General features: G+C 45.1%; 18 protein-coding genes. 2 read left to right on the top strand and 16 right to left on the bottom strand.

Annotated elements, in window-relative coordinates; genetic code table 11:
* Positions 1 to 142: 142 nt before the first annotated feature.
* The 14 genes from ptsG to yceD form a co-directional block, all read right to left on the bottom strand.
* The gene (ptsG, locus tag J4N44_RS11545) at positions 143 to 1,573 is read right to left on the bottom strand and encodes a PTS glucose transporter subunit IIBC (RefSeq protein WP_005439576.1); all 1,431 of its coding nucleotides are present in this window, start codon (positions 1,571 to 1,573) and stop codon (positions 143 to 145) included.
* A gap of 445 nt (positions 1,574 to 2,018) precedes the next feature.
* Positions 2,019 to 2,786, bottom strand: a complete 768-nt coding sequence (locus J4N44_RS11550) for a TatD family hydrolase (RefSeq protein ID WP_009698484.1) — start codon at positions 2,784 to 2,786, stop codon at positions 2,019 to 2,021.
* Positions 2,777 to 3,739: a DNA polymerase III subunit delta' gene (locus tag J4N44_RS11555; protein WP_252044483.1), complete on the bottom strand. Its 963-nt coding sequence runs from the start codon at positions 3,737 to 3,739 to the stop codon at positions 2,777 to 2,779. The genes J4N44_RS11550 and J4N44_RS11555 overlap by 10 nt, the downstream gene beginning before the upstream one ends.
* 24 nt (positions 3,740 to 3,763) lie before the next feature.
* Positions 3,764 to 4,396, bottom strand: coding sequence for a dTMP kinase (gene tmk, locus J4N44_RS11560; RefSeq protein ID WP_033001763.1), 633 nt, complete (start codon positions 4,394 to 4,396; stop codon positions 3,764 to 3,766).
* On the bottom strand, positions 4,393 to 5,409 hold the full coding sequence (mltG, locus tag J4N44_RS11565) for an endolytic transglycosylase MltG (RefSeq protein ID WP_038897690.1): 1,017 nt from the start codon (positions 5,407 to 5,409) through the stop codon (positions 4,393 to 4,395). The genes tmk and mltG overlap by 4 nt, the downstream gene beginning before the upstream one ends.
* Complete coding sequence (gene pabC / locus J4N44_RS11570) at positions 5,406 to 6,221, bottom strand: aminodeoxychorismate lyase (RefSeq protein ID WP_005444813.1); 816 nt, start codon at positions 6,219 to 6,221, stop codon at positions 5,406 to 5,408. Before pabC ends, mltG begins: the two co-directional genes overlap by 4 nt.
* A gap of 107 nt (positions 6,222 to 6,328) precedes the next feature.
* The gene (gene fabF / locus J4N44_RS11575; RefSeq protein WP_005444811.1) at positions 6,329 to 7,576 is read right to left on the bottom strand and encodes a beta-ketoacyl-ACP synthase II; all 1,248 of its coding nucleotides are present in this window, start codon (positions 7,574 to 7,576) and stop codon (positions 6,329 to 6,331) included.
* A gap of 93 nt (positions 7,577 to 7,669) precedes the next feature.
* Positions 7,670 to 7,903 (bottom strand): acyl carrier protein, encoded by a 234-nt coding sequence (gene acpP, locus J4N44_RS11580; protein WP_004406112.1) that lies wholly within the window; start codon positions 7,901 to 7,903, stop codon positions 7,670 to 7,672.
* A gap of 245 nt (positions 7,904 to 8,148) precedes the next feature.
* Positions 8,149 to 8,883: a 3-oxoacyl-ACP reductase FabG gene (fabG, locus tag J4N44_RS11585; RefSeq protein ID WP_005444803.1), complete on the bottom strand. Its 735-nt coding sequence runs from the start codon at positions 8,881 to 8,883 to the stop codon at positions 8,149 to 8,151.
* 34 nt (positions 8,884 to 8,917) lie between these two features.
* A complete protein-coding gene (fabD, locus tag J4N44_RS11590) occupies positions 8,918 to 9,841 on the bottom strand; it encodes an ACP S-malonyltransferase (protein ID WP_252044484.1) in 924 nt (307 codons plus the stop codon).
* Positions 9,842 to 9,916: 75 nt separating this feature from the next.
* A complete protein-coding gene (locus tag J4N44_RS11595; RefSeq protein WP_005444799.1) occupies positions 9,917 to 10,867 on the bottom strand; it encodes a beta-ketoacyl-ACP synthase III in 951 nt (316 codons plus the stop codon).
* A gap of 5 nt (positions 10,868 to 10,872) precedes the next feature.
* A complete protein-coding gene (gene plsX, locus J4N44_RS11600; RefSeq protein ID WP_005444797.1) occupies positions 10,873 to 11,898 on the bottom strand; it encodes a phosphate acyltransferase PlsX in 1,026 nt (341 codons plus the stop codon).
* Between the two features lie 10 nt (positions 11,899 to 11,908).
* Positions 11,909 to 12,079, bottom strand: a complete 171-nt coding sequence (rpmF, locus tag J4N44_RS11605; protein ID WP_005396978.1) for a 50S ribosomal protein L32 — start codon at positions 12,077 to 12,079, stop codon at positions 11,909 to 11,911.
* A 59-nt stretch (positions 12,080 to 12,138) separates the two neighbouring features.
* On the bottom strand, positions 12,139 to 12,663 hold the full coding sequence (gene yceD, locus J4N44_RS11610) for a 23S rRNA accumulation protein YceD (protein WP_005444794.1): 525 nt from the start codon (positions 12,661 to 12,663) through the stop codon (positions 12,139 to 12,141).
* A gap of 149 nt (positions 12,664 to 12,812) precedes the next feature.
* Between yceD and J4N44_RS11615 the strand changes: the two genes are divergently transcribed.
* Complete coding sequence (locus J4N44_RS11615) at positions 12,813 to 13,394, top strand: Maf family protein (protein WP_005444793.1); 582 nt, start codon at positions 12,813 to 12,815, stop codon at positions 13,392 to 13,394.
* Positions 13,395 to 14,013: 619 nt separating this feature from the next.
* Here J4N44_RS11615 and rluC read toward each other — a convergent pair.
* Positions 14,014 to 14,958 carry a 23S rRNA pseudouridine(955/2504/2580) synthase RluC gene (gene rluC / locus J4N44_RS11620; RefSeq protein ID WP_005444789.1) on the bottom strand — a complete coding sequence of 315 codons (945 nt, stop codon included), beginning with the start codon at positions 14,956 to 14,958 and terminating at the stop codon, positions 14,014 to 14,016.
* 151 nt (positions 14,959 to 15,109) lie between these two features.
* On the bottom strand, positions 15,110 to 15,283 hold the full coding sequence (locus J4N44_RS11625) for a hypothetical protein (RefSeq protein ID WP_017189381.1): 174 nt from the start codon (positions 15,281 to 15,283) through the stop codon (positions 15,110 to 15,112).
* A 312-nt stretch (positions 15,284 to 15,595) separates the two neighbouring features.
* Between J4N44_RS11625 and rne the strand changes: the two genes are divergently transcribed.
* Complete coding sequence (gene rne, locus J4N44_RS11630) at positions 15,596 to 18,679, top strand: ribonuclease E (RefSeq protein WP_110414855.1); 3,084 nt, start codon at positions 15,596 to 15,598, stop codon at positions 18,677 to 18,679.
* Positions 18,680 to 18,908 lie beyond the last annotated feature (229 nt).

An 18,908-nucleotide genomic window follows, 5' to 3' on the forward strand; every position in this document is an offset into this window, starting at 1 on the left:
CGCTACAACTGTAAGGCTGCGTATTGTGTCACGATGTGGGACGTTAAATTAAAGATAAGCCGTTAGTCGTCGTGGTTTCAGCATGAAAAACAGGCACAAAAAAAGGAGACCGAAGCCTCCTCTTTTCTATGAATGACTGAGATTAGCCGTGGTTACGAATCCACTCATCCATTTCAGTTTTTAGGTTATCAGACTTAGTACCGAAGATAGCCTGAACACCACCTGCTACAACTACAACACCAGCAGCGCCTAGTTGTTTTAGCTTGTCTTGGTCAACAGCAGCTGTATCAGCTACCGCTACACGTAGACGAGTGATACATGCGTCTAGACCAGTGATGTTTGCTTTGCCGCCGAATGCTGCAACAAGCTCACCTGCCATGTCAGAACCAGAAGTTGCAACAGCTTCTTCAGATTCATCTTCACGACCTGGAGTTTTAAGGTCAAGAGCAGTGATTACTGTGCGGAATACTACGTAGTAGATTACAGCGTAAACTAGACCAACAGCTACCATCAGACCCATCTTCTGAGCGTGACCAGATAGAACTAGGAAATCGATCAGACCGTGTGAGAATGAAGTACCGTGTACGAAGCCTAGAGTGTTAGCAACAACGTATGCAGAACCAGCTAGTAGAGCGTGGATACCGTATAGTACAGGAGCAACGAATAGGAATGAGAATTCGATTGGCTCAGTAATACCAGTTAGGAATGAAGTCAGTGCAGCTGACGCCATGATACCCATTACTTTCGCGCGGTTTTCTGGTTTAGCACAGTGAGCAATAGCGATTGCTGCAGCTGGTAGACCAAACATCTTGAACATGTAACCACCCGCTAGCTGACCGAAGCCATTACCAGCAGCACGAGATGCATCATCTGCAACTAGGTAACAAGTTAGTACGCCGTTTTGAGTTTCACCAGCAGCGTTCACACAAGTACCTGCTTCGAAGAAGAATGGTACGTTCCATACGTGGTGTAGACCGAATGGGATTAGAGAACGCTCAACTACGCCGTAGATACCGAACGCAAGCTGTGGGTTTTGGTGTGCAGCCCAGTCAGAGAATGCAGAGATTGCACCGCCGATTGGTGGCCATACGATAGATAGTACAACACCTAGGATGATCGCAGCGAAACCAGTGATGATTGGCACAGCACGCTTACCAGCGAAGAAGCCAAGGTACTCTGGAAGTTGGATTTTGAAGAAACGGTTGAATGCCCAAGCAGCAACACCACCGACAAGGATACCACCTAGTACACCTGTGTCGATTTTCTCAACGCCCATGATGCCAGCCATAACGCCTAGCGTTGCTGTCATGATGCCGTAACCAACGATAGCAGCTAGACCAGCTACACCGTCGTTGTTTGTGAAGCCTAGTGCTACACCAACAGCAAATAGAAGTGCCATTTGGCCGAATACTGAACCACCAGCTTGTTCCATTAGGTTAGAAACCACTTCTGGAATAAAGCTTAGGTGGGCAGCACCAACACCTAGTAGGATACCTGCGACTGGTAATACTGATACTGGTAGCATCAGAGCTTTACCAACTTTTTGCAGGTTTGCAAAAAGGTTCTTAAACATGTTTATGCTCCTGATAAATTATAAGTATTATTTGGGCACTAACGGCACACCCCCGTAGCCTAAATGTTAGCACCCAATGAAAATGTAACCACACGTTGCATTATATTTTCCGGCTCTAAATATATATTGATGGCCCTCAAACTTTCCACACAGTTACGAAATTTAGTTTCAAAACAAGCCGCAGATCACACCTAAAAACCGTCGATGAAAAGGTTTGCATCAAACCTATATCATTGTTTTATAAAGATTTTATTATCTACATAATTAATTTTAAGGCGTAAATAAAATAAAGGTCGATGTTATTTTTAGTAACAAAATTACATTTGAGGGATTTGGATGCGGTTAAATCAACAAATTTAGTAAACATTAAACTAAATGATCTTTTTGGTGCATTTATCAACAAAAAAGGAGCAAAAGCCCCTTTTTTAATCTGCCTATTGATTTTTCATCGCAAAAAAAGATTTCGGAAATTTTCGCTGGTTTTTTGCCCAACTTCAGACAAGGCACACTCTTTCAACTGTGCAATATAGGCAGCAACTTCGACAACATAGGCTGGTTGGTTCTCTTTTCCACGATGTGGAACAGGGGCAAGATACGGAGAATCCGTCTCAATAAGCAACTTTTCAAGAGGTAGGGCTTTCACAACATCCTTCAATTCCGTCGCTTGGCGGAAAGTCACAATACCAGAAATCGAGATGTAAAACCCTAAATCGAGTGCAGCTTCTGCAAAAGGCAGATCTTCAGTAAAACAGTGTATGACGCCACCACATTTTTCGGCTCCGCCATTGCGTAGAATTTCTAATGTATCTTCACGTGCATTACGAGTATGAATAATCAGTGGTTTGTTTAATTCTACTGCTAGGTCAACTTGCTGCTCAAAACGCTCTTTCTGCAGTGCGGCGGTCTCTGGTTTGTAATGGTAATCCAGCCCCGTTTCACCGATCGCCACAACTTTTTCATGGGACGCGTACTCTCGTAAGATATCCATCGAAAAGGCACTTTCAACATCAAGAGGATGAACACCACAAGACGCGTGAACGTTATTGTAAGGTGTGATCATTTCGAGCATTTTAGGGAAAGAGTCCAAAGTCACACCAACGGACAATAACTCAGTAACATTAGCTTGCTTAGCTTTGTTGATAACGTCTTCAACATTAATATGAAGGTCATCGTAATTCAATTTGTCTAGATGACAGTGCGAATCTACGAACATAATGCCTCTCGTGATTCAATTAACCAATTCATAGATAGTAGCTCAAGGTTTAAGCCTGGAAAGGTTTGTCGTTGAGCTTTCAATTCAAGCAGCTTTTGGGCCGCTTGATACAGACCGTTATATCTACCGGGCTGAAACTGAGCGGCGCCAGGAAGCAGATCCACTTCCGTAACACCAAATTGCGCTTTCTGAGCATCGGTCAACAAATACCACGCCCAGTCTAACGCTTTGTCTGGATTCTTAGCCATTAACGTCGCGCACTGAAACACATCTGACAAAGGCGAAGACAAAGTCTCAATCAAGCAGCGCTCAAACGCTTGATACTCAACCAGCTCACCACTTTTTGCTGCTTCCAGCGTATTTATTGGTGAACCCATATTCAACTTAAGCGCATAAGGGGGCACTTGAGAAGCCCCTTGCTCACTCATCCAGCTCATAGCTTGCTCTGTTGAAGGCGTAGCCACGACCCATTGCTGACAGCGACTTTGAATTGTTGGCAGTAATCGCTCATGGTTCTGTGTGACAAGCAAGAACAAACACTTCTGCCCTGGTTCTTCTAGTGTTTTCAACAACGCATTGGACGCAGACTCATTCATTGCTTCCGCAGGTTCGATAATGAACACGCGATATCCATTTAGCTGTGATGATTCATGAGCAAGACGATTACAAGCGCGGATTTGATCAACCGTAATTGATTTGCCTTCTTTTTCCGGCTTAACCCAATGTAAGTCTGGATGACTATTAGATTGAGTTAGCTGACAACTGTGGCAAAAACCACACGCCTCACTGGTGTAGTTTTGGCACAAAAGAGAGTGGTTGAAGAGTTCAACCAGTTTTTCAACGGCCAACCCTTTCTCACTTTGTAGTAACAAAGCTCCAGGAACTCGCTCTGAATCCAAACTGATTTTGAGGTTATCCCAAACGGGCTGTAACCATGGAAAGTCATTTAACATGAATCACCTCAATCTACCCTCAGCTTACTGAGCTGCAAGCCATGCATTTAGTGCAGCTCTGATATCATGTGCCACTTCGTCAATCGACTGCTCTGCATTGATAACTACGATAGAGTCATCTGCATTAGCCAACTCTAGGTAACGCTCACGAGTGCGTTCAAAGAAGCTGATGTCCATTTTCTCAATTCGATCTAGCTCACCGCGACCACGAGCACGCTCAAGACCAACACGAGGATCGATATCCATGTACAACGTAAAAGCAGGTTTGAACTCACCAAGCGTAGTGTCGCGTAAGTTTTTCATCAGTGAAGCATCGATTTGACGACCACCACCTTGGTAAGCTTGAGAAGACAAGTCATGGCGGTCACCCACCACCCATTGATTGTTTGCAAGTGCTGGCTTGATTACATTTTCCACTAGCTGGACACGAGCTGCGTAGAGTAAAAGCAGCTCCGTCATATCTTTCAAATCTTCGCCTTCGTGCTCTTCTTTAACCAATGCACGCATCTTTTCAGCGAGAGGGGTTCCACCGGGCTCACGAGTATTAACGATATTTTCAATACCTGCAGCTTTCAGCGTATCCAAAACCGTTTTGATTGCAGTACTTTTACCCGCGCCTTCTAGGCCCTCAACGACAATAAAGTTTGCTTTCATCATTTGTTCTTTCTTAGTTCTCTTAAATAGGCACGTACAGCACGGTTGTGCTCAGCAAGGGATTTCGAAAATACATGTCCGCCCTTCCCACTTGCTACGAAATATAGATAGTTACTGTTTTCAGGGTTTAACGCGGCTTCAATCGAAGCTTCACCCGCCATGGCAATCGGCGTTGGTGGCAAACCATTGATTGTGTATGTGTTATATGGTGTAGGAGTGCGCAAATCTTTCTTACGGATATTACCATCATAGGCATCTCCCATACCGTAGATAACTGTAGGGTCTGTTTGTAGACGCATACGTTTATTAAGACGATTCACAAATACAGATGCGACACGCTCACGCTCCGAGTCTATCGCCGTCTCTTTTTCAATGATAGAAGCAAGAATCAGCGCTTCGTATTTGTCTTTTAGTGGCAGTTTCTCTTGGCGCTCTTCCCACTGAGCATCCAAAATCTTGTTCAGCTTACTATGAGCACGCTCTAAGATCTGACTCTCACTTGTACCAGCTGTGTAGTGATAGGTTTCGGCAAGGAATAAGCCTTCAAGCTTTTCGCGCTCTATCCCCAGCTTTTCAGCCATCTGCTTTTCCGATAATCCGGTCAAATCATGTTTGACATAAGGCGCTGCACTTAACTGCTCAACCCACTCAGAAAAGCGACTGCCTTCCACAAAGGTAATCGCAAACTGATGTTCTTTACCTGTGTTTAGTTGTTCCAACGTGTCATATAGAGAGGTGTTAGGTTCTAGTTGGTAAGTGCCTGCTCGCACCTGAAGAAGCTCCGGATAGAGATGAGGCATTAAACGAGTGTAGTCTGAAGCTTCGATGATGTTACCTTTCGCCAAGTCACGCATTACTCGGTGAAAGCTGGTGCCATTTTCAACGGTAAACAGCTGAGGCTGCTCAATAAGAATTGGCGAGTTAACGTATTGCTTAGTCTGTGAAACAACGTAAAAAACACTTGCTGCACCAATAACGGCAATCAGTACAACAAACGCAAACAGTTTTTTAATCACGTATTTAGATTCCCTTGAAGTCGTCGAGTCAATTTCCCAATTGGAAAGTCAATCTTGTTCTCTGGTGCTGAAATACCGGAAACCGGTGCTACACCCAATAGTGAATTACACATCCACACCTCATCTGCATCGAGCAAATCTGTCAGTGTGAAATCGGCTACCTGCACTGAGTAACCTTCGCTTTGGAGATATTCCAAAACCTTACGGCGCATCACGCCAGCCACACCGGATAAACACAAACCGGGTGTGAACACCTTTTCATCTTTAACCCAAAAAAGGTTTGCCATTGTAGTTTCAATGACATGATTTTGCACATTTAACGTCACAGCATCAGCAAATTCAGTACCATCAATTTCTGCCTTTGCGAGCACCTGCTCTATACGGTTATTGTGCTTATGTCCGGCAAGTAATGGCTGGATTCCAAGTCGGGTTTCACAAACACCTAATTGCACGCCACGCTCTTGCCAAGCAAGGTAGTGAGCAGGGAATGTAAAATTCGAGATAGTGACAACCGGACCTTCGACACCGCTAGGACTATACCCTCGACCACCACAACCGCGGCTAATATGAATTTTGATTCCGGCAGATTCATCTTTTAAAGTTGCCGACATCGCCCAATCCAAGACCGTACGCCAATCAGGAAAAGGGATTTGTAATGTCGTTAAGCATGCTTCCATACGTTCAACATGCGCTTGCCAATGCTCCAACTGCCCTTTCTTGGTTTTGATGGTAGAGAAACAGCCATCACCATATTGGAAAGAACGGTCACCGAGTGGAACATGTGTTTGTGGCAGTCCATTTACCCAGAACATTCAGATACCCTTGCTTTCTGATCGACAAATAAAACAAAACGGCTCAATGCTAAGCATCGAGCCGTTAGAATACAAGTATCACTACTCTAAAACTGTGTTAGAGACTTTTACTCAGCGATTTTTTTGAATACAAGCGAACCGTTAGTACCGCCGAAGCCGAACGAGTTACAGATTGCGTATTCCATATCAACTTTGCGCGCAGTATGCGGCACAAGGTCGATATCTAAACCTTCTTCTGGATCATCTAGGTTAATCGTTGGTGGAACAATTTGATCTACCAATGAAAGAACCGTGATAATTGCTTCTACTGAGCCTGCTGCACCTAAAAGGTGACCAGTCATAGATTTAGTAGAAGAGACAAGAACCTGCTTAGAGCCTTCTTCACCAAGTGCGCGTTTCACACCCTTGATTTCAGCCACATCACCTGCTGGTGTTGATGTACCGTGAGCGTTCACGTAACCAACTTGAGTACCTGTGATGTTTGCGTCACGCATCGCCGCTTCCATTGCCAGTGCGCCACCAGAGCCATCTTCACTTGGAGAAGTCATGTGGTAAGCGTCACCAGACATACCGAAGCCAACAAGCTCTGCGTAGATCTTAGCACCGCGCGCTTTTGCGTGTTCGTACTCTTCAAGAACCATCACGCCCGCACCGTCACCTAGAACGAAGCCGTCACGACCTTTATCCCAAGGACGTGATGCTTTTTGCGGTTCATCGTTACGAGTCGATAGTGCTTTTGCAGCACCGAAGCCTGCCATACCAAGTGGCGTAGATGCTTTTTCTGCACCACCAGCAACCATAGCTTCCGCATCACCGTATGCAATCATACGAGCCGCGTGACCGATGTTGTGAAGACCTGTAGTACATGCAGTAGAGATCGCGATGTTAGGACCACGAAGACCACGCATGATAGATAGGTTACCCGCAACCATGTTTACGATGGTCGAAGGAACAAAAAATGGGCTAACTTTGCGAGGACCTTTCTCAACTAGCGCTGAGTGACCTGCTTCGATTAGGTCTAGACCGCCAATGCCTGAGCCGATTGCTACACCAACTCGAGCCGCGTTTTCTTCGGTAATTTCTAAGCCAGAGTCATCCAATGCTTGGATACCCGCAGCAATGCCGTACTGGATAAACAAATCCATTTTACGAGCATCTTTCTTAGACATGTACTCTGTGCAATCAAAATCTTTTACAAGACCAGCAAAACGAGTCGAGAAGTTCGTTGCATCGAAGTGCTCGATGTTTACGATACCGCTTTGACCTTCTAGCAGGGCTTTCCAAGATGATTCTACTGTGTTGCCTACCGGTGACAACATACCCATGCCAGTGACAACTACACGACGCTTGGACACGATATAATTCTCCGGGAATTGAATGTTTCTATGAGAGGATAGAAGAAGTTAGAAAAAACACAGGCGGTCTAGGAGACCGCCTGGGAGAGATAATTACTGAGCGCTGTTTACGTAGTCGATTGCAGCTTGAACAGTAGTGATTTTCTCTGCTTCTTCATCAGGAATCTCAGTGTCGAATTCCTCTTCTAGAGCCATTACTAGCTCTACAGTGTCTAGAGAATCAGCACCTAGATCGTCAACGAAAGAAGCTTCGTTTTTAACTTCTGCTTCGTCTACACCTAGCTGTTCAACAATGATTTTCTTTACGCGTTCTTCGATGTTGCTCATTTTTCTTTTCCTTTACAGATTTCGCCTAATGCGATGATTCCGTAGTTTATTCGAACTATTGAAGTTTGCAAGGGGGTCCTTGCTGGTCAAACCACAAAATTAGCGAATTTAACCGAATTTCAATACATTTTTGACTTAAATCATGCACAAATCTTGCGCATGAGCATGACAACTTAATGACAGTTAACAGCAACTATAGGCTATTTTTCATAAAGTAAAATAGCTTATTTTGCACGAACTGTGCATTAAACCATGTACATGCCACCATTTACATGCAAAGTTTCACCAGTAATGTAAGCCGCTTCAGGTGAAGCAAGGAATACAACTGCTGATGCAATTTCACGAGGGTCACCTAGACGACCTGCTGGCACGTTCGACAACGTTGCTGCACGTTGGTCGTCATTTAGCGCCTTAGTCATGTCAGTTTCGATGAAACCTGGAGCAACCGTGTTCACTGTTACACCACGAGAAGCCACTTCACGAGCCATTGATTTAGTGAAACCAATCACACCCGCTTTTGCTGCTGCATAGTTTGTTTGACCAGCGTTACCCATAGTACCAACAACAGAACCTACGTTGATGATGCGACCAGCGCGTTTTTTCATCATGCCACGTAGAACCGCTTTAGACATGCGGTAGATTGGCGTTAGGTTTGTATTGATGATGTCGTTCCACTCGTCATCTTTCATACGCATTAGCAAGTTATCGCGCGTGATACCAGCGTTGTTTACTAGAATATCGATTGCACCAAACTCATCATTGATGGTTTTTAGTGTTGCTTCGATAGACTCAACGTCAGTTACGTTAAGTGCTAGACCTTTACCGTTTTCACCTAGGTACTCGCTGATCGCCGCTGCGCCGCCTTCAGAAGTCGCAGTACCGATTACCGTTGCACCGCGTTCAACAAGAAGTTCAGCAATCGCACGACCAATGCCACGGCTTGCGCCTGTCACTAGAGCGATCTTACCTTCTAGATTCATCATGTTGTGTTTTCCTTTTCTTATCGTGAGCAGATTACTTAGCGGCTTCTAGCGACGCTACGTCGTTAACTGCTGCTGCGCTTAGTGTTTTCACGATACGTTTAGTCAGACCTGTCAGAACTTTGCCAGGACCAAGCTCAAGAAGATTTACTACACCTTGTTCGTTCATTAGCTGCACGCTCTCAGTCCAACGAACTGGGCTGTGAAGTTGACGAACAAGTGCGTCTTTGATTTTTGCAGGATCAGTTTCAGCCGCCACATCAACGTTGTTGATAACCGGAAGTTGTGGTGCGTTGAATTCGATAGACTCTAGCGCGACAGCTAGTTTCTCTGCTGCAGGTTTCATTAGTGCGCAGTGTGAAGGCACTGAAACAGGAAGAGGAAGTGCACGCTTAGCACCTGCTTCTTTACATAGTGCACCAGCACGTTCTACCGCGTCTTTACTACCTGCGATAACAACTTGACCAGGTGAGTTGAAGTTTACTGGAGAAACGACTTCACCTTGTGCTGCTTCTTCACAAGCTTTTGCAATTGCTTCGTCATCTAGACCGATGATCGCGTACATTGCACCTGTACCCGCAGGTACCGCTTCTTGCATCAGTTGACCACGTAGCTCAACCAGTTTGATTGCTTCTTTAAAGTCAATCACGCCAGCACACACAAGCGCTGAGTACTCACCTAGGCTGTGACCCGCTAGGTTTGCTGGTTGCTCAAGACCAAGCTCTTGCCATACACGCCAGATAGCAACAGATGACGCTAGCAAAGCTGGTTGAGTACGGAAAGTTTGGTTTAGATCTTCTGCAGGTCCATTTTGAACAAGCGCCCATAGGTCGTAACCTAGTGCGTCAGATGCTTCTGCAAATGTTTGTTTTACTACGTCATATTGTTCGCCTAGATCAGCAAGCATACCTACAGCTTGTGAACCTTGACCTGGAAATACGATAGCAAACTTGCTCATGTTGTTTTCCTTTAAGCAAAGTAAAAAGAAATAAGATGCACCGTAGCGCATCTTAAATTTTGAATCTTGTGAAACTTAGAATTTCACCAGGGCAGAACCCCAAGTGAATCCGCCGCCAAACGCTTCAAGAAGTAGAGTTTGACCACGTTTAATACGACCATCACGTACCGCCTCATCCAGTGCTGTTGGCACGGTTGCTGCTGATGTGTTGCCGTGTTTATCAAGTGTGATCACGACTTGGTCTAGTGACATCGAAAGCTTTTTCGCTGTCGCTGAAATAATGCGGTAGTTCGCTTGGTGCGGAACCAACCAGTCTAGTTCAGACTTGTGCATATCGTTTGCTTCAAGCGTGTCTTTCACTAACTTCGAAAGCTGAGTTACTGCCACTTTGAAAACTTCGTTACCCGCCATGTGCAGCCATTTATCTGCATCTTTACCACGCTCAGGTACAGGAAGGCTCAGAAGATCACCAAATTGACCATCTGAATATACGTGTGTCGAAATGATGCCAGGTTCTTCGCTCGCACCAATTACCACCGCGCCTGCCGCATCACCAAATAAGATGATAGTTGAGCGGTCAGTCGGATCACACGTTTTCGATAATGCGTCAGCACCAATCACAAGTACGTTTTTACACATACCTGATTTAATGTGTTGGTCAGCTACAGACATTGCGTATACAAAGCCTGAACAAGCAGCGGCTAAGTCGAAAGCAGGACAACCTTTAATGCCAAGCTTTGCCTGCACCTGACACGCAGATGAAGGGAAAGTATGGCTACTGCTCGTGGTAGCAACGATAATTAGGTCGATATCATTTTTATCAATGCCGGCCATATCGATAGCGTTTTCAGCTGCGTAGAATGCCATGTCCGCAACAGTTTCATCTTCTGCTGCAATTCGACGCTCTTTAATACCCGTGCGAGCTACGATCCACTCGTCACTTGTATCTACCATTTTCTCTAGGTCTGCGTTAGTACGCACCTGAGATGGCAGGTAGCTGCCAGTACCTAAAATTTTGCTATACATGAAGACTAATAATGCCTCTCGAGTAAAACCGCTTCCAAACGATCGCTAATACGGCTTGGTACTTGTCGTTTGACCTCGTGTACTGCCTCGCCAAGTGCATTGACAATCGCAGATACATCCGCACTTCCATGGCTTTTTATGACAATGCCGCGCAATCCTAGCAAACTTGCGCCGTTATACTGGTCGGGGTTCAGTGTTTTTAGTTCATTAAATAGCCGAGAAAACAACTTTCTAGCAATCCAACCCTTAATCGTCGATTCCATCATGCTGGTTTTTAGTTTTTCGATGAAGAGTTGAGCTGTTCCCTCGCTGGCTTTTAAGCATACGTTACCGACAAAGCCATCACAAACAATGACATCGGCTACGTCATGCAAAATTTGATTACCTTCAATATAACCGACAAAGTTGATGGCGTCGGTTTGAGAAAGCATTTCTGCACAGCGTTTGACTAAATCGTTACCTTTGATTTCTTCTGCGCCAATGTTCAGCACCGCAACACGAGGAGGTCGACCTAGGTGTTCTTCTGCTAATGCACTGCCCATCACGGCAAACTGGAATAAACTGTCGGCATCGCACGACACATTTGCTCCCAAATCTAACATCCAGGTGCGTTTTCCACTGATGGTCGGTAACGCAGAAACTAAAGCAGGACGCTCAATACCAGGAAGCAGCTTAAGAATAAAACGTGACAGCGCCATCAATGCGCCGGTGTTACCACCACTCACACAAGCATCAGCTTCGTTTTCAGAAACCAGATCAATCGCCATACGCATAGAGCTATTTTGGCTATTGCGAAGGGCCAAAGACGGTTTTTCTGAATTAGAAATCACTTTCTCGCTATGAAGAATGCTCAAACGAGAACTGGTAGAGGTACCAAGTTGAGATAATTGAGACGTGATCAGAGATTGATCACCTATAAGAATCACTTTTAGCTCTGGGAAATGAGACAGTGCCTGCACGGCGGCAGGCACTGTTACGCGTGGACCGAAATCCCCGCCCATTGCATCAAGTGCAACGGTAATACTTTGCAAAGGTTCAACCTTACTTGTTGATAACCTTTTGACCACGGTAGTAACCTTCAGCAGTTACGTTGTGGCGTAGGTGAGTTTCACCAGAAGTCGCGTCTACAGATAGTGCAGCTGTAGTTAGCGCATCGTGTGAACGACGCATACCGCGCTTAGAACGAGTTTTACGGTTTTTCTGTACGGCCATTGACCCTACTCCTATACTATTGGGTTAAAAACCTAAAGAAGAAGCGGCTACCACACCAGTTACTTTTTCAGATTTTTCAAAACGTCGAATGGATTCGGTTTTTCTTCCTCAATTTCTTCAGGAATTTCACCAAAAACCATGTTATTTGAGTCAACGCTACAATCCGCATCATCGTGCATTGCGATTTGAGGTAATGTTAAGATGAACTCGTCTTCAACCAGTTGTATAAGGTCTAATTCACCGTACTCATTTAGATCTACCAAATCATAAATTTCTGGTGCTTCCTCTTCCGTCTTCTCACCATAGTAAGGAGTGTAAAGGAATTCAACTTCACACATGTGTGTGAATACCTCATTACAACGCTGACACTCTAAATCAACTTCGATGTTAGCTTTACCAGAGATAACAACAAGTCGCTGTTCATCAATATCAAATGACAATGAGACTTCTGCGTCGCGTTTTACGCCTTCAGTTGTTTCCGCTAAGCGCTTGAAAAGACTAGCTTGGATGATGCCATCGTAATCTAATCGTTTCTGTGCGGACTTTGCTGGATCAACCGTTCGCGGTATTTTTACCTTTTGCATAGGGCGCGAATATTATCTTCCAAATCAAAATTAGTCAAAGAAAAAGGCAAAAAAGTTGTACTTTTTTACGCTTAACATATAGAGCATTAGCCAGAATCAATTTTGATCGATTATCCTATTGGAAATGCTCGCGTGAATTGTAATTCAAAATGAAAAATTACCAACTGGTTTTAGCCTCAACTTCCCCTTTTCGTAAACAACTGCTGGAAAAGCTATCAGTACCGTTTACTTGTTTATCTCCGCAATGCGATGAGACCCCCTTCCCTAACGAAACGCCTTTAGATTTGGTACAAAGGCTTGCGATTGGAAAAGCGACGTCTTGCGATACCGACCAAGACAGCTTGGTGATCGGGAGCGATCAAGTTTGTGTTATTGACGACAAGATAGTCGGCAAACCATTAGACCGAGAGAATGCCATCAAGCAATTATTGGCTCAAAGCGGTAAAACCATCACTTTTTATACTGGGCTTGCGGTACATAATACAGCCACGAATCACACTGAAGTCGGCTTCGACACCTTCGAAGTTCATTTTAGAGATTTGACGCTTGAACAGATTGAACGATACGTCGACAGAGAAGAACCATTTTATTGTGCTGGCAGCTTTAAAAGCGAAGGAATGGGAATTTGTCTTTTCAACAAATTAGCCGGCAAAGATCCGAATACGCTAGTAGGCCTGCCTCTCATTGACTTGATCGACATGCTACAAAAGCAAGGGTTTGAGGTTTTGTAAAAAGTACTATGTAAAAGATATTGTGTAATATACCCAAGTAACCTCGAGATGCTAGGTTCAGCGAGAATGACTTGGTTTGTAGACGCGGCGGCGATTTAAAGATCTAGTCATTCTAAATCAAGAATCGGCAACAAAGTATACAAGCCAAGGCAGCTCGCCCTTTGGGAGCGTGTCATTGACCCGATTGCTGCGTCAAACAACTTGGAAAGAGCTAGCTATTACACTGCGTTGTTTTCCTTACTCTCGAATCAATGACAGCGCTCTGAATCCTGCATCTTGAAGTCACTTGGGTATAGGTATTGATAGTTAATAAACGTTAAAGGGTTGGCATGAGAAAGCGCCAACCCTTTTTTAAATGCCAGTGCGAGAAGATTAAAATCACAGCGTCAAACTAATCACTCTATATCTAAGATAGAGATTCCCGACAATGCTCTTTCGTCGCTCTCGGGAAAAACGCTGTGTCAGCCCATTCCTCTAAAAATAAGAATTACCCACTTAGATTCAGAAGTCGCAGCGCGTCATCCTCAAGAGTGAGAAACGAGCGAGTTGGGGATCTCTTTTCTCATCTTTCGAAGCGAAGCAGTCTTGCTATCCCATAGGGTGAAGCCCGCTCTCACCTCTACTTCTTACGCAGACCCGCGAGTACTTTCTCTAATCTCGCTTCCATCGGCGCATTGATTTCCATCCACTCATCATTCGATGGGTGCTGGAACTTGATGTTCGCTGCATGAAGGAACAAACGGTCTAAGCCCACTTGCCCAGTGTAAGCATCGAAGCGACGGTCGCCGTAGCGATCATCCCATGCAATTGGGTGACCCGTATATTGAGTATGCACACGAATTTGGTGAGTACGACCGGTAATTGGGCTAGCTTGGATAAGCGTTGCTTGGTCAAACTTTTCCAGAATCTTGAATCGAGTTTCTGACGGCTTCCCATTTGGGTTCACACGCACGATGCTATTCACTTCGTTTTTAAGTAGCGGCGCATTCACGACCTTACAGCTGCTTTTCCACTCCCCCATCACAAGGGCAAAGTAGAACTTCTTTACGGTCTTTTCGCGAAATTGCGCTTGCAGATGGCGCAATGCTGAACGCTTCTTAGCCACCAATAAAATACCAGAAGTATCGCGGTCGATACGATGAACAAGTTCAAGGAAGCGAGCTTGCGGACGTAACGCACGAAGTGCCTCGATAGCACCAAATTTAAGACCACTGCCACCATGCACAGCTGTACCAGAGGGCTTATTTAGAATCAGCATATGATCGTCTTCAAAAATGATCATATGTTCTAGCTCTGCTACTTTGTTCAACTTAGTGCTTGGCGCAACGTCGTCCTCTTTTTTCTCTACCGTTACTGGTGGAATACGTACGAGATCGCCAGCCTTGAGTTTGTACTCAGCTTTAATACGCTTTTTGTTAACGCGCACTTCCCCCTTACGCACGATTCGGTAAATCATGCTCTTAGGGATATCTTTTAATTGGTTACGCAGAAAATTATCAATGCGTTGACCTGCCATGTCTTCGTCGATATCAACGAACTGGACTTTTGTTCTTATTTCGCTCATGCGCGGTATTGTAAACCCAAATCTGTGCGACTTCACATTATTCTTGCTGCAAAAGAAACACTCGTTGTCATAAATTGTTCTAAAACTCGCCAAGCTTTTGTTTAGATTATTAAAAGTCTTTATCAACTTCTCGTTTTGATTTGTGTCTTTCTCAGTTTGCAAGACTCAAGTGCTTATGAAACAGCCAGTTATAAATTACAAAAATTGAATTTAGCGCCAAATTTTCCATCGTTTGCGCTAAAGCAGATTGCTGATATCCACCTGCACTGCTATAGTTCACAGCTGCTAAGGAAGGTTTGGTTACATTTTGTTCATTACCAATCATTTATCCCCAAGCAATGTGAGTAGATTGTTGAACGTCAGGTGCAGCATTGGCGTAAGACACGTTGAGTTCAACACACTTGTCACTCTACTCCTCGCATATTCACGTTGAGTATCTACCGCCCGAATAGCGGGTCACAAGTTAACGTTTCCAACGAAACCCAAAGCAATTTGTGATGACTGAAGTGCCCTAGAGCATCCCCTTCCAGCCGGGAGGCTGCAAAATATAAGCCATGGGATCAGGCACCGTGAAAGAGCGAAAAGCCAGTGACAAGTTGAAAAGAAAGATAAAAGAAAAGACAACGAGAAATTTTCAATGAAAAGAATGTTAATTAACGCAACTCAAAAAGAAGAGTTGCGTGTCGCTCTGGTTGATGGCCAGCGACTTTTCGATCTTGATATCGAGAGTCCGGGTCATGAATCTAAAAAAGCGAATATCTACAAAGGACGTATCACACGTATCGAACCAAGCTTAGAAGCCGCATTTGTTGATTACGGTGCTGAGCGTCACGGTTTCCTCCCTCTCAAAGAAATTGCCCGCGAATATTTCCCAGAAGGTTACACTTACCAAGGTCGCCCAAGCATTAAAGAAGTGCTGACTGAAGGTCAAGAAGTTATCGTTCAAGTGGAAAAAGAAGAACGTGGTAGTAAAGGCGCAGCTCTAACTACTTTCATTTCTCTTGCGGGTAGCTATCTTGTTCTTATGCCTAATAACCCTCGTGCCGGCGGTATTTCTCGTCGTATCGAAGGTGACGAGCGCACTCAACTAAAAGCAGCATTAAGCACTTTAGAACTGCCTCAGGGCATGGGTCTGATTGTTCGTACTGCTGGCGTTGGTAAGAGTGCAGAAGAGCTTGAGTGGGACTTGAACGTACTACTTAACCACTGGGGTGCAATTAAAGGCGCAGCAGATTCTAACCCTGCTCCTTTCCTAATCCACCAAGAAAGTAACGTAATCGTTCGTGCAATCCGTGACTACCTACGTCGTGATATCGGTGAAATCCTAATCGACAGCAACACCATTTATGAGCGTGCTAAAGAGCACATCAAACTGGTACGTCCTGATTTCATTAGCCGCGTTAAGAAATACGAAGGCGAAGTACCACTATTCAGCCACTACCAAATCGAAAGCCAAATTGAATCGGCTTTCCAACGTGAAGTGCGCTTACCATCAGGTGGTTCTATCGTAATCGACCCAACGGAAGCTCTAACATCTATCGATATCAACTCGGCTCGCGCAACCAAAGGCGGCGATATCGAAGAAACAGCGCTTAATACTAACCTAGAAGCAGCAGACGAAATCGCTCGTCAATTGCGTCTACGTGACCTTGGTGGTTTGGTGGTTATCGACTTTATCGATATGACACCGGTGCGCCACCAGCGTGAAGTTGAAAACCGTCTGCGTGAAGCCGTTCGTCTAGATCGTGCTCGTGTACAAATCGGTCGCATTTCCCGCTTTGGTCTGTTGGAGATGTCTCGTCAGCGTTTGAGCCCTTCTCTAGCAGAAGCAAGCCACCATATTTGTCCTCGTTGTAGCGGTACAGGTGTTGTTCGTGATAACGAATCTCTAGCACTTTCTGTACTTCGCCTGATCGAAGAAGAAGCTCTAAAAGACAATACAGCCCAAGTACTAGCAGTAGTGCCTGTGCCGATCGCATCTTACCTTCTGAACGAAAAACGTCGCTCGGTCAACCACATCGAACGTATTCAAGAAGTGAAGATTACGGTTGTGCCAAACTCAGACATGGAAACGCCTCACTTCGAAGTTATCCGTGTTCGAGAAGGCGAAGAGTTTGACCTGCTTTCTTACCTACTTCCTAAGAAACTGGAAGCAATGAAAGAAGCAGAAGGCAAAGAGCCAGCAGAGGTTGATGTCAAGCCTAAGCGTATCGAAGAGCCTGTATTAAAAGGTTTTGCTTCGCCAGCGCAAACTGCTCCTACGCCAGCAGCAACTTCTAAACCTGCTCCAGCAGCGAAGAAGAAAGAAGCAGCTCCGCAAGAAGAAAAACCAGGTCTATTCAGCCGTCTGTTTAAAGCAATTGGTAGTTTCCTATTCAGTGGTTCTGAAGAAGTTAAAGAAGAACCTAAGAAAGAAGAGAAAAAACCAAACCGCGATAACAAGCGCAACAAGCGTGACCGCAACGATCGTCGTCGCAACAACAACCAGCGTGATAACCGCGAAGGTCGTGACAACCGCGATAACAAACGTCGTCGTAAACCGCGTGAAGAACAAGCGACTGAACAGAACGAAACACAACAGCAGCCTAACAAGCAGCAAAACCGCAACCAGAAACGTAAACCTAGAGCTCAACAAGCTGAAAAAGCACAAGAGCCTAAAGTTAACGCGAAAGTCGCGGAAAAAGGTCTGCAGCTAGCTGCTGAAGCTCGTACTGGTTCAGAAGCGAAGCCGGAAGAAAATAAAGCGAAGTCAAACGCAAAAGCAGAGAAAGTGAAAGAGCGCCGTCAACGTCGCAAGCTAAACAAATCTGTACGTGTTAAAGACCAGCAAGCGGCTGAGCAAGCAGAGCTGGAAGTACCAGCACAACCTGTTGAAGCAGTTGAAGCAACGGTTGAGAAGCCAGTTGAGGCAGCAGCAGAAGCGCAACAAGACAACAAAGCAGAGTCTAAACAGCGTCGTAACCGCCGTTCACCACGTCACCTACGTGCAAGCGGTCAACGTCGTCGTCGTGGTCGCGATCGTCGTCCTAACCCATTCCGCCTACGTAAAGGTGGTGTAGCATCTCCTGAGATGGCAATGGGTAAAGTGATGCCACGTTACATTCCAAAACCAGCGCCTAAGAAGGAAGAGCGAGTGAAGGAAGAAGTAGTGGTAACGGCAGCAGTTCCTGCAATTCAAGGTGGTTTTGCTTGCCCTGAAATGGCGATGGGTAAAGTTATCATCCGTCGTGAACAACCTGCAGTTGTTGAAGCACCAGCAGTTGAAACGAAAGTTCAAGAATCAGTAGAAGCGAAAGTAGAAGCGCCTGTTGCGGAAGCGCCAGTGGTAGAGGTTGCCGTTGCTGAGCAAGCTGAAGCTACAGTAGTTGAAACAACGCAAGTAGAGCCAATCGTCGAAGCACCTGTTGTCGAAGTGACTGAATCTGCAGTTGAAACAGCTCCAGCTCAGGAATCAGCCGTTGAAGTGGCAGAAGAAGCGGTAACAGAAGTTACAGCAGAAACGCCAGTAGAAACGCAAGAACCTAAAGCAGAAGTTATCAAAGTAGCTGCTAAGCCACGCGCTAGTGCTCCAATGACTAAAGCGCCAGGTCCTCAAGAGCTTCGCGAAATTACGGTTACAGCGGCACCGTTTAAAGCTGAGCGTTACGCACCGAAAGGCGCAGGTAGCCAAGTAGCAACAAACCGTGCATCAGCAGTAATGACAAAACCGAACTTTAACTAAGTTTTACTTTGTCATCGCATTAAGCGAAATACGAAACAAAAGGCTGCCAATCGGCAGCCTTTTTTGTTGAAGTAAGTGTTAACTCTAATTAGCTATATTAATATCAATGACTGATCACATTTGTGCGTCAATATCCCCTTCATTGTTGAACTTAATCACACTTTTCGGTAGCATTCGCCGACTCAAGTTTTCGACACCATTCTGATGCGGCTCTTTTTTTAATACGGTT

The sequence above is a fragment of the Vibrio sp. SCSIO 43155 genome, from assembly GCF_023716605.1.
Classification (GTDB): domain Bacteria; phylum Pseudomonadota; class Gammaproteobacteria; order Enterobacterales; family Vibrionaceae; genus Vibrio; species Vibrio harveyi.